Annotated in this window: 12 protein-coding genes; 7 read left to right on the plus strand and 5 right to left on the minus strand. The window is 59.8% G+C overall.

The genetic code is table 11. The features are described 5' to 3' along the window. Position 1: 1 nt before the first annotated feature. The 4 genes from acnD to Q7C20_RS13380 all read right to left on the minus strand — a co-directional run bounded on the left by acnD (position 2) and on the right by Q7C20_RS13380 (position 5,556). Entirely contained in the window at positions 2-2,596 is a 2,595-nt protein-coding gene (acnD, locus tag Q7C20_RS13365) for a Fe/S-dependent 2-methylisocitrate dehydratase AcnD (protein WP_375067923.1), read from the minus strand. Between the two features lie 195 nt (positions 2,597-2,791). Then, positions 2,792-3,919, minus strand: a complete 1,128-nt coding sequence (prpC, locus tag Q7C20_RS13370; protein WP_375067924.1) for a 2-methylcitrate synthase — start codon at positions 3,917-3,919, stop codon at positions 2,792-2,794. A gap of 36 nt (positions 3,920-3,955) precedes the next feature. Continuing rightward, the gene (gene prpB / locus Q7C20_RS13375) at positions 3,956-4,849 is read right to left on the minus strand and encodes a methylisocitrate lyase (RefSeq protein ID WP_375067925.1); all 894 of its coding nucleotides are present in this window, start codon (positions 4,847-4,849) and stop codon (positions 3,956-3,958) included. After that, the gene (locus tag Q7C20_RS13380; RefSeq protein ID WP_348058894.1) at positions 4,846-5,556 is read right to left on the minus strand and encodes a GntR family transcriptional regulator; all 711 of its coding nucleotides are present in this window, start codon (positions 5,554-5,556) and stop codon (positions 4,846-4,848) included. The genes prpB and Q7C20_RS13380 overlap by 4 nt, the downstream gene beginning before the upstream one ends. Positions 5,557-5,827: 271 nt before the next feature. On the opposite strand from Q7C20_RS13380, the gene Q7C20_RS13385 reads away from it, so the two are divergent. The 6 genes from Q7C20_RS13385 to Q7C20_RS13410 all read left to right on the plus strand — a co-directional run bounded on the left by Q7C20_RS13385 (position 5,828) and on the right by Q7C20_RS13410 (position 11,234). After that, positions 5,828-6,364, plus strand: a complete 537-nt coding sequence (locus Q7C20_RS13385) for an ATP-dependent zinc protease (protein ID WP_375067926.1) — start codon at positions 5,828-5,830, stop codon at positions 6,362-6,364. Between the two features lie 5 nt (positions 6,365-6,369). Further along, the gene (locus tag Q7C20_RS13390) at positions 6,370-7,902 is read left to right on the plus strand and encodes an inactive transglutaminase family protein (RefSeq protein WP_375067927.1); all 1,533 of its coding nucleotides are present in this window, start codon (positions 6,370-6,372) and stop codon (positions 7,900-7,902) included. Then, on the plus strand, positions 7,902-8,888 hold the full coding sequence (locus tag Q7C20_RS13395; RefSeq protein ID WP_375067928.1) for an alpha-L-glutamate ligase-like protein: 987 nt from the start codon (positions 7,902-7,904) through the stop codon (positions 8,886-8,888). Before Q7C20_RS13390 ends, Q7C20_RS13395 begins: the two co-directional genes overlap by 1 nt. A gap of 113 nt (positions 8,889-9,001) precedes the next feature. Beyond that, positions 9,002-10,345, plus strand: a complete 1,344-nt coding sequence (gene pabB / locus Q7C20_RS13400; protein ID WP_375067929.1) for an aminodeoxychorismate synthase component I — start codon at positions 9,002-9,004, stop codon at positions 10,343-10,345. Positions 10,346-10,575: 230 nt separating this feature from the next. Next, on the plus strand, positions 10,576-10,878 hold the full coding sequence (locus Q7C20_RS13405; RefSeq protein ID WP_348058904.1) for a type II toxin-antitoxin system HigB family toxin: 303 nt from the start codon (positions 10,576-10,578) through the stop codon (positions 10,876-10,878). Beyond that, entirely contained in the window at positions 10,878-11,234 is a 357-nt protein-coding gene (locus tag Q7C20_RS13410; RefSeq protein WP_375067930.1) for a type II toxin-antitoxin system HigA family antitoxin, read from the plus strand. Before Q7C20_RS13405 ends, Q7C20_RS13410 begins: the two co-directional genes overlap by 1 nt. Positions 11,235-11,373: 139 nt before the next feature. Here Q7C20_RS13410 and thrH read toward each other — a convergent pair whose 3' ends face one another. Further along, positions 11,374-11,991, minus strand: a complete 618-nt coding sequence (gene thrH / locus Q7C20_RS13415; RefSeq protein ID WP_375067931.1) for a bifunctional phosphoserine phosphatase/homoserine phosphotransferase ThrH — start codon at positions 11,989-11,991, stop codon at positions 11,374-11,376. Between the two features lie 149 nt (positions 11,992-12,140). On the opposite strand from thrH, the gene Q7C20_RS13420 reads away from it, so the two are divergent. After that, on the plus strand, positions 12,141-12,875 hold the full coding sequence (locus Q7C20_RS13420) for a phosphoadenylyl-sulfate reductase (RefSeq protein WP_375067932.1): 735 nt from the start codon (positions 12,141-12,143) through the stop codon (positions 12,873-12,875). Positions 12,876-13,341 lie beyond the last annotated feature (466 nt).

Below are 13,341 nucleotides of genomic sequence, written 5' to 3' on the forward strand. Positions count from 1 at the left end.
CTTAAGCGGTCGCCGCCGATTCCAGGAAGTCCTGGGCAAAACGTTGCAACACGCCGCCCGCTTCGTAGATCGACACTTCTTCGGCGGTGTCCAGGCGGCACGTCACCGGCACGTCAACACGTTCGCCATTCTTGCGGTTGATCACCAGTGTCAGCGTGGCACGCGGGGTGCGCTCGCCGATCACGTCATAGGTTTCACTGCCATCAATGCTCAAGGTGTGGCGGTCGGTTCCCGGCAGAAATTCCAGCGGCAACACGCCCATGCCCACCAGGTTGGTGCGGTGGATGCGCTCGAAGCCTTCGGCGGCAATCGCTTCGACACCGGCCAGGCGCACGCCCTTGGCCGCCCAGTCGCGGGACGAGCCCTGGCCGTAGTCGGCGCCGGCGATGATGATCAGCGGCTGCTTGCGTTCCATATAGGTTTCGATGGCTTCCCACATCCGCGTGACCGTACCTTCCGGCTCGATCCGCGCCAGTGAACCCTGCTTGACCTTGCCGTTTTCAACGACCATTTCGTTGAACAGTTTCGGGTTGGCAAAGGTCGCGCGCTGGGCCGTCAAATGGTCGCCCCGGTGTGTTGCGTAAGAGTTGAAGTCGACTTCCGGCAGGCCCATTTTCGCCAGGTATTCGCCGGCGGCGCTGTCGAGCATGATCGCGTTGGACGGCGACAAATGGTCAGTGGTGATGTTGTCCGGCAGCACTGCCAGCGGGCGCATGCCCTTGAGCGGCCGCGCCCCGGCCAGCGCGCCTTCCCAGTACGGCGGGCGGCGGATATAGGTGCTTTGCGGGCGCCAGTCATACAACGGCGTGACTTTCGGGCCGGTGTCTTCGTGGATCGCGAACATCGGAATGTAAACCTGGCGGAACTGCTCCGGCTTGACCGAGGCCTTGACCACGGCGTCGATCTCTTCGTCGCTCGGCCAGAGGTCTTTCAGGCGAATTTCCTTGCCATCCGCGTCGAGGCCCAGCACGTCTTTTTCGATATCAAAACGGATGGTGCCGGCAATCGCGTAAGCCACCACCAACGGCGGCGAGGCCAGGAACGCCTGCTTGGCGTACGGATGAATACGCCCGTCGAAGTTGCGGTTGCCCGACAGCACGGCGGTGGCGTACAGATCGCGGTCGATGATTTCCTGCTGGATCACCGGGTCAAGCGCACCGGACATGCCGTTGCAGGTGGTGCAGGCGAAGGCCACCACACCAAAACCCAGTTGCTCCAGCTCAGTGGTCAAGCCCGCTTCATCAAGGTACATCGCCACGGTTTTCGAACCGGGCGCCAGGGACGATTTGACCCACGGTTTGCGCACCAGGCCGAGCTTGTTGGCGTTGCGCGCCAGCAGGCCTGCGGCGATCACGTTGCGCGGGTTGCTGGTGTTGGTGCAACTGGTGATGGCGGCGATGATCACCGCGCCGTCGGGCATTTGCCCAGGCACGTCATCCCACTGGCCAGAGATGCCTTTGGCTGCCAGGTCGCTGGTAGCGACACGGGCATGCGGGTTGCTCGGGCCCGCCATGTTACGCACAACAGAGGACAGGTCGAAGGTCAGGCCGCGCTCGTATTGCGCGCCTTTAAGGTCATCGGCCCACAGGCCGGTATGGCGAGCGTATTGCTCCACCAGTGTGACTTGTTCGTCTTCGCGGCCGGTGAGCTTGAGGTAGGCGATGGTCTGCTGGTCAATGTAGAACATCGCCGCCGTGGCGCCGTATTCAGGGGCCATGTTGGAGATGGTCGCGCGGTCGCCCAGGGTGAGGTTGGATGCGCCCTCACCAAAGAACTCCAGCCACGCGCCGACGACTTTTTGTTTGCGCAGAAACTCGGTCAGCGCCAGCACCATGTCGGTGGCGGTGATGCCCGGTTGCAGCTTGCCCGTCAGTTCCACGCCGACGCTTTCCGGCAGGCGCATCCACGACGCGCGGCCGAGCATCACGCTCTCGGCTTCAAGGCCGCCGACGCCGATAGCGATGACGCCCAAGGCGTCCACGTGTGGCGTGTGGCTGTCGGTGCCGACACAGGTGTCCGGGAAAGCTACACCGTCGCGCACCTGAATCACCGGCGACATTTTCTCCAGGTTGATCTGGTGCATGATGCCGTTGCCCGGCGGGATCACGTCGACGTTCTTGAAGGCCTTTTTGGTCCACTCGATAAAGTGGAAACGGTCCTCGTTGCGACGGTCTTCAATGACGCGGTTTTTCTCGAAGGCCTGCGGGTCAGAGCCACCGGCTTCGACGGCCAGGGAGTGGTCGACGATCAGTTGGGTCGGCACCACCGGGTTGACCTGCGCCGGGTCGCCACCTTGCAGGGCGATGGCGTCGCGCAGGCCGGCGAGGTCGACCAGCGCGGTTTGGCCAAGGATGTCGTGGCACACCACGCGGGCCGGGAACCAGGGGAAATCGAGGTCGCGTTTGCGCTCAATCAGTTGGCTCAGGGACGCGTTGAGGGTGGCCGGGTCGCAGCGGCGTACGAGGTTTTCTGCGAGCACGCGGGAGGTGTAAGGCAGTGTGGCGTAGGCGCCGGGAGTGATTGCCTCGACAGCCGCGCGGGCGTCGAAGAAATCCAGGCGGCTGCCGGGCAGCGGTTTGCGAAATTCAGTGTTCATCGTCAGGACTCGGTCACGGTAGTTACAAAAGGAGCCGACAGATCCAGAGGTGGAATGCGATCAAAATGTGGGAGGGGGCTTGCTCCCGATAGCGGTGTATCAGTAACAGAGGTGTTGATTGACACACCGCCATCGGGAGCAAGCCCCCTCCCACATTTGATTCGGTTACCCATTCAGAATCGCCGGTCTCTTCACTCAGCGACGTTCGATTGCCACGAACTTGCGCTGCTCGACGCCGATGTACTCGGCGCTTGGACGGATGATGCGGTTGTTGGCGCGCTGCTCGAACACATGCGCCGCCCAGCCGGTCAGGCGCGAACACACGAAGATCGGCGTGAACAGCTGCGTCGGGATGCCCATGAAGTGGTACGCCGAGGCATGGTAGAAGTCGGCGTTGGGGAACAGCTTTTTCTGCTCCCACATGGTCTTGTCGATAGCCTCGGACACCGGGAACAACACGGTATCGCCTGCTTCGTCGGCGAGCTTTTTGGCCCAGCCCTTGATCACTTCATTACGCGGGTCGCTGTCTTTGTAGATCGCGTGGCCGAAGCCCATGATCTTGTCTTTGCGCGCCAGCATGCCGAGAGTGCCTTCGACGGCTTCTTCGGCTGAACCGAAACGCTCGATCATTTCCATCGCCGCTTCGTTGGCGCCGCCGTGCAGCGGGCCGCGCAGGGAACCGATGGCGGCGGTGACGCAGGAATACAGGTCAGACAGGGTTGAAGCGCACACCCGCGCGGTAAAGGTCGAGGCGTTGAATTCATGTTCGGCGTACAGAATCAGCGACACGTTCATGACTTTCTCATGCAGCGCGCTCGGCTTCTTGCCGTGCAGCAGGTGCAGGAAATGGCCGCCGATGCTTGGCTCGTCGGTCACGCAGTCAATCTTTTTGCCGTCGTGGCTGAAGCGATACCAGTAGCACATGATCGCCGGGAAGGCGGCGAGCAGGCGGTTGGTGACGTCATGCTGGGCGCTGAAATCTTTCTCGGGTTCGATGTTGCCGAGGAACGAGCAACCGGTGCGCATCACGTCCATCGGGTGGGCGTCGGCGGGGATGCGTTCCAGCACTTCTTTGAGTGCCTGGGGCAGGTCGCGCAGGGTGCTGAGCTTGGCGCTGTAAGCGGCCAGTTCGGTTTTGCTCGGCAGCTCGCCGTACAACAGCAGGTAAGCGACTTCTTCAAACTGCGCATCGGCGGCGAGTTCGCGCACATCGTAACCGCGATAGGTCAAGCCGGCACCGGCCTGGCCCACGGTGGACAATGCGGTCTGCCCGGCCACCTGACCACGCAGGCCGGCGCCACTGAGTACTTTTGCTTCAGCCATGTCTGTTCTCCAATCTTGAATTTATTTGGGAGGCGCTTATTTTTTTGCGGCAAACAGTGCATCGAGCTTCTGCTCGAAGGTGTGGTAGTCAATGCGATCGTAAAGCTCCATGCGGGTTTGCATGGTGTCGATCACGTTCTGTTGCGTGCCGTCGCGGCGGATCGCGGTGTAGACGTTCTCGGCGGCCTTGTTCATGGCACGGAAGGCCGAAAGCGGGTACAGCACGATGGAAACATCGGCAGATTTCAACTGTTCGGTGGTAAAGAGCGGCGTCGCGCCAAACTCGGTGATATTCGCCAGGATCGGCGCTTTCACGCGGGAGGCGAACAGCTTGTACATCTCAAGCTCGGTGATGGCTTCCGGGAACACCATGTCGGCGCCGGCTTCGATACACGCGGCGGCGCGTTCCAGGGCAGATTCCAAACCTTCGACCGCCAGGGCGTCGGTGCGCGCCATGATCACGAAGCTGTCATCGGTGCGCGCATCCACGGCGGCCTTGATGCGGTCGACCATTTCCTGCAGCGACACGATTTCCTTGTTGGGGCGATGACCGCAGCGCTTGGCGCCGACCTGGTCTTCGATGTGAATGGCGGCGGCGCCGAACTTGATCATCGACTTGACGGTGCGCGCCACGTTGAACGCCGAGGAACCAAAGCCGGTGTCCACGTCCACCAGCAGCGGCAGGTCGCACACGTCGGTGATGCGGCGCACGTCGGTCAGCACGTCATCCAGGCCGGTAATGCCCAAATCCGGCACGCCGAGGGAGCCAGCCGCCACACCGCCACCCGACAGGTAGATCGCCTTGAACCCGGCGCGCTTGGCCAGCAGCGCATGGTTGGCGTTGATCGCGCCGACCACCTGCAGCGGGTGCTCGCTGGCGACGGCGTCACGGAAACGCTGGCCTGGCGTAGTTTTATTGTTAGAACTCATGACTCACCTCTTTCAGGGGCGCCGCCTGGGAAATGACGGGCAATGTTGCGTTTGGAAGCGCCGATGTGGCGGCGCATCAACAATTCGGCCAGCTCGCCATCGCGATCGGCAATCGCATCAAGAATGCGATGGTGCTCGGCAAATGCCTGGCGTGGGCGATTAGGGGTGGTGGAGAACTGGATGCGGTACATGCGCACCAATTGATACAGCTCGCCGCAGAGCATTTGGGTCAGGGTGCGGTTACCGGCGCCTTGAATTATCCGGTAATGAAAATCGAAGTCGCCTTCCTGCTGGTAGTAGCCCAGCCCAGCCTGGAACGCTTCATCGCGCTCGTGGGTGTGCAGCACTTGGCGCAATTCTTCAATTTCAGCGTCGGTCATGCGCTCAGCGGCCAGGCGGCAGGCCATGCCTTCGAGGGACTCGCGAATTTCATAGAGTTCCACCAGCTCGGCGTGGCTCAGGGAAACCACGCGCGCGCCGACATGGGGCACGCGCACCAGCAGGCGCTGGCCTTCCAGGCGGTGGATCGCCTCGCGTAACGGGCCGCGGCTGATGCCGTAAGTGCGCGCCAGCTCGGGCTCGGAGATCTTGCTGCCGGGGGCGATCTCGCCCTTGACGATGGCGGCCTGGATACGGCGGAAGACGTTCTCCGACATTGTCTGGGATTCGTCCGACGTTGCCACCGGCGCTTCCGCTTGTTCCAGCATATTGTTGACACCTTTAAAAGCAATTCCGCAAAAACTAGCGAATAAGCCTTAAGTAGTCAAAGATTAAATCCACATTGTCGACAATCGTCTAATACCTCCCCAGCGCCCACCAGAGGCATGGCCGCCTGCCAGCGCTGGCGCCGAAAAAGCATCATGTTAGAATGCTCGCCGCTTTTGCCTGACATCATTGGATGAAACGGCGCACGAGGGAGTTTGCGCAGTAATGCCAGTCGCCTTGAATTAAACATCGCACTGCACCGCGTCAGGATCTATGAGACTCAAGCCCTTCCTTTTATTGTTTTGCCTGTTACTCGTACCGGCCCTTGGCATTGGCGCCGAGAAAACCGTGTATGGCCTGAACGAATACGCAAAGCTCGCGGGCATTGACCTGGAAGTGGCCGCCAAACTCGACACTGGCGCCAAGACCGCGTCCCTCAGCGCCCGCGATATCAAGCGCTTCAAGCGCAACGGCGAATCCTGGGTGCGCTTTTATCTCGCCATCGACACCGCCCATTCCCACCCCATCGAACGCCCCCTGGCCCGCGTCAGCAAGATCAAGCGCCGCGCCGGTGACTACGACCCCGATGAGGACAAGAACTACACTGCCCGCCCAGTGATTGCGCTGGATATCTGCATGGGTACTGCTTTACGCAGCATCGAAGTGAACTTGACTGACCGCAGCGCTTTCCAATACCCGTTGCTGATCGGCTCCGAAGCGTTGAAACGCTTTGATGCGCTGGTCGACCCCAGTCTTAAATACGCAGCAGGCAAACCTGCCTGCGCCGCCGACGCTCATACCGCCGAGTAAACCGAATGCGCTCTTTGACCCTGCACCTGAGAATCCTGATCACCCTTTTGGTGCTGCTGGGTATTTCGGTCACCGCCTACCAGATTTTCGTGCAGGGCATTCCTGTTACCGAGGACGCCACCGACGACTTGTGGAACATCGACGCCAAAGTCGAGTTCGTCGCCAGCCCGAAAGACCCGGTAAAAATCTCGATGTTCGTGCCGCCCCTGAGCCGCGACTTCGTCAGCCTCAATGAGAGTTTTATCTCGAACAACTATGGCGTGAGCGTCAACCGCACCGACGGTAACCGCAAGGTCACCTGGTCGGCACGGCGCGCCAAGGGCAACCAGACCCTGTATTACCGCCTGGTGCTGACCAAGCGTTACAGCGGCGAGAAGGTCAAGGTCAAAGGCCCGACCTTCCGCGACAGCATTGCCGTGGAAGGCCCGGAAAAGATCGCGGCCGAAGCACTGCTGGCGCCTATCCGCCAGCACTCGGCGGATGTGGAAACCTTTATCACCGAAGCCATCAAGCGCACCAATAACCTCAACGACGACAACGTGAAGCTGCTGCTGGCGGGCGACCCATCGACGCCGCATAAGGCCAAGATCGTCGAACTGCTGCTGTCCATCGCCCACGTGCCAGTGGAAAAAGTCCATACCATCCGCCTCGTCGCCGACCAGCCACAAACCCCGGAACTGTGGCTGCGCAGCTTCAATGGCAATGACTGGCTGTACTTCAACCCGGAAACCGGCGAACAAGGCCTGCCCGCTGACCGCCTGCTGTGGTGGACCGGCGACGAAAACCTGATCACGGTGGAAGGTGGCAAGAAAGCCATGGTCACCTTCAGCATGAACAACAGCGAAATGAACGCGATTCGCCTGGCCAAGCTGACCGACGAAAACACCGACGCCAACTTCCTCGAATACTCGCTGTATGGCCTGCCGCTGCAAACCCAACAGACCTTCATGATCATGGTGATGATCCCGATTGGCGTACTGGTGATTCTGATCCTGCGCAACCTGATCGGTCTGCAAACCCTCGGCACCTTTACCCCGGTGCTGATTGCGCTGGCGTTTCGCGAGACGCAACTGGGCTTCGGGATTGTGCTGTTCACCATTATTACGGCGCTGGGGCTCTCGCTCAGGTCGTACCTTGAACACTTGAAGCTGCAGATGTTGCCGAGGCTGTCGGTGGTGCTGACCTTCGTCGTGGTGCTCATCGCCGCCATCAGCCTGTTCAGCCACAAACTGGGGCTGGAGCGCGGGCTGTCGGTGGCGCTGTTCCCGATGGTGATTCTGACCATGACCATCGAACGCCTGTCGATCACCTGGGAAGAACGCGGCGCCAACCATGCGCTGAAAGTCGCGATCGGCACGCTGTTCGCCGCTTCCCTGGCCCACATCATCATGAGCGTGCCGGAGCTGATCTACTTTGTGTTCACCTTCCCGGCCGTGCTGCTGATTCTGGTGGGCTTCATGCTGGCCATGGGTCGTTATCGCGGCTACCGCTTGACCGAGCTGGTGCGTTTCAAGGCCTTCTTGAAGGCTGACCAGTAATGTTCGGCTTCTGGAAAACCTGGAAGGCCCTGGAGGCGCGGGGCATCATGGGCATCAACCGGCGTAACGCCGACTACGTGCTCAAGTACAACAAGCGCAGCCTGTATCCACTGGTGGATGACAAGATCATCACCAAGGAACGCGCCCTGGCCGCCGGCCTGCATGTACCCGAAATGTACGGGGTGATTTCCACCGAGAAAGGCATCGACAAGCTTGACGAGATCATCGGCGGGCGCAGCGACTTCGTGATCAAGCCGGCCCAAGGCGCCGGCGGTGACGGCATTCTGGTGGTGGCCGACCGTTTTGAAGGGCGCTACCGCACAGTGTCCGGCAAGATCATCAGCCACGAAGAAATCGAACATCAGATCTCCAGCATCCTAACCGGCCTGTACTCCCTGGGCGGCCACCGCGACCGCGCGCTGATCGAATACCGCGTGGTGCCCGACCAGATCTTCAAGAGCATCAGTTACGAAGGCGTGCCGGACATTCGCATCATCGTGCTGATGGGCTACCCGGTGATGGCCATGCTGCGCTTGCCGACCCGGCAATCCGGCGGCAAGGCCAACCTGCACCAGGGCGCGATTGGCGTGGGCGTAGACCTGGCCACCGGCCTGACCCTGCGCGGGACCTGGCTGAACAACATCATCACCAAACACCCGGACACCACCAACGCAGTGGACGGCGTGCAACTGCCCAACTGGGACGGTTTCATGAAGCTCGCGGCGGGCTGCTATGAACTGTGCGGGCTGGGCTATATCGGCGTGGACATGGTGCTGGACCAGGAAAAAGGCCCGCTGATCCTGGAACTGAATGCGCGGCCTGGGCTGAATATTCAGATCGCCAACGACTGTGGTTTGACCTTGCGTACTCATGCAGTAGAGGCGCGGTTGGAGGCGTTGAAAGCGGCCGGTGTGAGCGAAACGCCGGAAGATAGAGTGAAGTTTGTGCAGGAAATGTTTGGGCACATTCCTGCTGTGGAAGGCTGAGGGCCTCATCGCAGGCAAGCCCTCAATCTGCTTATCCCCAACATCCCCTCTAGGACCAAAACCGACAGGGGACTACAATCCCCTCCCCCAAGCCCACAGCTGATCCACCCCGCATGTCGACCTGTTCCGTACACCCGCTGCCCTACCGCGCCAACCCCGCTGCGTATTTCACAGCGATTCGTCACGCCCCCGGCGCGGTGCTGCTCGACAGCGGCCGCCCGGCTGCCGAACGCGGGCGCTATGACCTGCTGAGCGCTTGGCCGGAAAAGACGTTGACGGTGGCGCCTGACGAGAGCGGCAGTGATTTCCTGCAACGGTTGCGGGCAAACCTGACGCAGTTGGGCGAAGCTGCGCTGCCAGCAGGTTATGAATTGCCGTTTGCCGGCGGCTTGATCGGTTACCTGAGCTATGACTTTGGCCGGCACCTGGAACGCATGCCGCACCTGGCCATCGACGACTTGCACCTGCCGGATGCGCGCTTAGGGCTGTACGCCTGGGCGCTGATCAGCGATCACCACGCGCAGACCAGCCAACTGGTGTTTCACCCTTCACTGGCAACCGGCGAGCAGCAACGCCTGATAGCGTTGTTCAGCCGTGAAGTGACCGATACCCCGCAGAGCTTCAAACTGCACGGCCCCATGGCTCCGGACCTGACCGTCGAGGCTTACCGGCAGGCCATCGCGCGCATTCACGACTACATCCAGGCTGGCGACTGCTACCAGGTCAACTTCGCCCAACGCTTTCGCGCGCCCTGCGTCGGTGATCCCTGGGCGGCTTATTGCGCCTTGCGTGAGGCCTGCCCTACTCCGTTTTCCGGCTTCCAGAGCCTGCCGGATGACGGCGCGGTGCTGAGCCTGTCGCCGGAGCGCTTCGTGCGCATCAGCGAGCGTCAGGTCGAAACCCGCCCAATCAAAGGCACCCGCCCACGGGGTTTGACGCCCGAGGAAGATGCCGCCAACGCCGCCGAACTGCTGGCCAGCCCCAAAGACCGCGCAGAAAACCTGATGATCGTCGACCTGCTGCGCAACGACCTCGGCCGCACCTGCCGCACCGGCTCGGTGAAAGTGCCGGAACTGTTCAGCCTGGAAAGCTACCCAAACGTGCATCACCTGGTGAGCAGCGTGACGGGTGAATTGGCCGCCGATAAAGATGCCCTCGACCTGATCGCCGGCAGCTTCCCCGGCGGCTCAATCACCGGAGCGCCGAAGATTCGCGCGATGCAGATCATCGACGAACTGGAGCCGACGCGACGCGGGTTGTACTGCGGCTCGCTGGTGTACCTGGACGTGCGCGGCGAGATGGACAGTTCCATCGCGATCCGCAGCTTGCTGGTCAAGGATGGCCAAGTGTGTTGCTGGGGCGGAGGCGGGATTGTCGCGGACTCAGAGTGGCAGGCGGAGTATCAGGAGTCGCTGACGAAGGTGCGGGTGTTGTTACAAACGCTGGAAAACCTCTAGGGGCCAAGCCAGCCCTGTCTCTCGAAGGCAAAAGCACTCAGTAGGAAAAAACCTGAATCAGATCGGCTGTGGACGAGGTGCGGCGCTGGAGGATAGCGTCCGGCTCCGACTGTCCACCTGCCGTCTGTGAAGGATCACATGAAGCGACTGCCTACTCGTCAGAAATTATTTCCGGGATTGCATCTCCAACCAATCACTCCTATCATCTCCCAAATTGGGAGGATCCAGCGATGCGGATAATCGCTTTATCTACCCTACGAATATTTTGGGAAAGCCATCGGGCGTATGCCGACGCTAAAATCCCGCTGGTCGAGCTTTACCGCCATATGGAAAAGGCCACTTACCCGACGCCGCAAGCGCTCAAAGCCGAGCTCAGAACGGCGAGCATTCTCAAAGGGGGCAAAGTCGTGTTCAACGTTGGTGGTAACAAGTATCGGGTGATTATGGCGATCGATTATCAGCGACAGCTCGGGTTTATACGTTTCGTGGGAACCCACGCACAGTACGACCAAATCAACGCGGAGACCCTGTGATGAACATCAAACCGATACATTCCCAAGAGGACCTGACCGCAGCGCTTGCGCGCGTGGAACAGATCTGGGGAGCGCCGATCGGCTCGCCTGAGGGAGATGAGCTGGAAATCCTCGCCATTCTCATCGAGAAGTATGAGGCGGAGCATTTTCCAATGCCGCCGTCGGACCCGGTGGAGGCGATCAAGTTTCGCATGGAGCAACTGGGCATGACCGCCCGTGACCTGGAGCCGTTTATCGGCACCAGTGGGCGCGTGTCGGAAGTGTTGAATCACAAGCGCAAGCTGAGCTTGTCGATGATCAAGCGACTGCATGAGGGCTTGAGCATTCCTTATGAGCGGCTGCTGGCAGGGGTTTAGCAGAAAGATGTGGGGTGACTTTTTGGGCCCCTTCGCGAGCAAGCCCGCTCCCACTTTTGACCGGGTTCCCAAAGGATAAACGCGGTCAAATGTGGGAGCGGGCTTGCTCGCGAAGAGGCCATCAGCCGCTACGAATGATCTACAGGCTCAACTGCCGATTCGACGCTTTGATAAATTCCAGCTTCAAATCCTCAAACGTGTACACCGCCGGAAACTGCGGGAATTCGCGAATCACATTCTCGGGCGCGTGAAACAGAATCCCACGGTCGGCCTCGCCCAGCATGGTGGTGTCGTTGTAGGAATCGCCGGCCGCGATCACGCGGTAGTAGAGGGTCTTGAAGGCCAATACCGACTGGCGCTTCGGGTCTTTCTGACGCAGTTGGTAGCTCACCACGCGGTCGTTTTCGTCGGTGATAAGACGGTGGCACAGCAGTGTCGGAAAACCCAGCTGGCGCATCAGCGGTTGGGAGAACTCATAAAAGGTGTCCGACAGAATCACCACCTGAAAGCGCTCGCGCAGCCAGTTGACGAACTCGACCGCGCCGTCCAGTGGCTTGAGGGTAGCGATCACTTCCTGGATGTCGGCGAGCTTGAGCCCGTGCTCATCAAGGATGCGCAGGCGCTGCTTCATCAACACGTCGTAGTCGGGAATGTCACGGGTGGTGGCCCGCAGGGATTCAATACCGGTTTTTTCAGCGAAGGCGATCCAGATTTCCGGAACCAGCACCCCTTCCAGGTCGAGACAGGCAATTTCCACAAGACACTCCCATTCATATTGTTAGTTGAGCGAGCAAAAGGACTGCCGAACTCTAGCGATTCAAGCTCGCCGCCGCAACGCAAGGCGGTTTTTGATACCATCGCCGTCTAGAGAGCGCTCAGCGCCATTGACCTGTAGGAACCGTCCTGATGAACCCAGCCTTCGACGTCGTTGAACTCGCCACGACTTATGCCAACAAATCCGCTCAGGACATTCTCAAACTGGCGTTCAGCCAGTTCGGTGATGACCTGTGGATTTCCTTCAGCGGTGCCGAGGACGTGGTGCTGGTAGACATGGCCTGGAAGCTGAACAAGAACGTCAAGGTGTTCAGCCTCGACACCGGCCGCTTGCATCCAGAGACCTACCGGTTCATCGAGCAGGTGCGCGACTTCTACAAAATCGACATCGAACTGATCTCGCCAGACCAGGCCAAACTGGAACCTTTCGTCAAGGAAAAGGGCCTGTTCAGCTTCTATAAGGACGGCCATGGCGAATGCTGCGGCGTGCGCAAGATCGAGCCGCTGCGCCGCAAGCTCTCGAGCGTGAGCGCCTGGGCCACCGGCCAACGCCGTGACCAGAGCCCCGGCACCCGCAGCCAGGTGGCCGCGCTGGAAATCGACACAGCGTTCTCCACCCCGGAACGCACCCTGTACAAATTCAACCCGCTGGCGCAGATGACCAGCGAGGAAATCTGGGGTTACATCCGCATGCTGGAGCTGCCGTACAACAGCCTGCATGAGCGTGGCTTTATCAGCATCGGCTGCGAGCCTTGCACCCGGCCAGTGTTGCCGAACCAGCATGAACGCGAAGGCCGTTGGTGGTGGGAAGAAGCGACGCAGAAGGAATGCGGGCTGCATGCGGGGAATATCATCAGCAAGGCTTGAAGCTGATGCAGTAACCAATGTGTGTGTGCGGGCTTGTGTGGGAGCGGGCTTGCTCGCGAATGCGGTGTATCAGTCAAAAAATTCTTGTCTGACGCACCGCATTCGCGAGCAAGCCCGCTCCCACATTTACTTTGTGCTGGCCATAAACTTGTACACACACTTGTAACTATCAGTGCCATTTATGTGTGCAATCCAAATTCTTTGGCACCAAAACGTAACACTCCTCCCCCCACACTCTATGCCTGTTGAGTAGAGCGCTTTCTGGCAAAAATTTATTCCTGTTTAACCGGTCAATTTATATTGCTCTAGATTCAAACGGTTATTACACATACCTTTAAAAACGAAATTAACCACAGTTTCCATAGACCAAAAACTGGCACGCAGTTGGCTTAAGGTTAAATACGCTTTGTATACAATAAATACAAAACCTACATACACTTTGCCATCCGCCGCTTTGCTGCAGATG

The organism is Pseudomonas sp. AMR01 (genome assembly GCF_041946035.1).
GTDB lineage: Bacteria > Pseudomonadota > Gammaproteobacteria > Pseudomonadales > Pseudomonadaceae > Aquipseudomonas > Aquipseudomonas antarctica_B.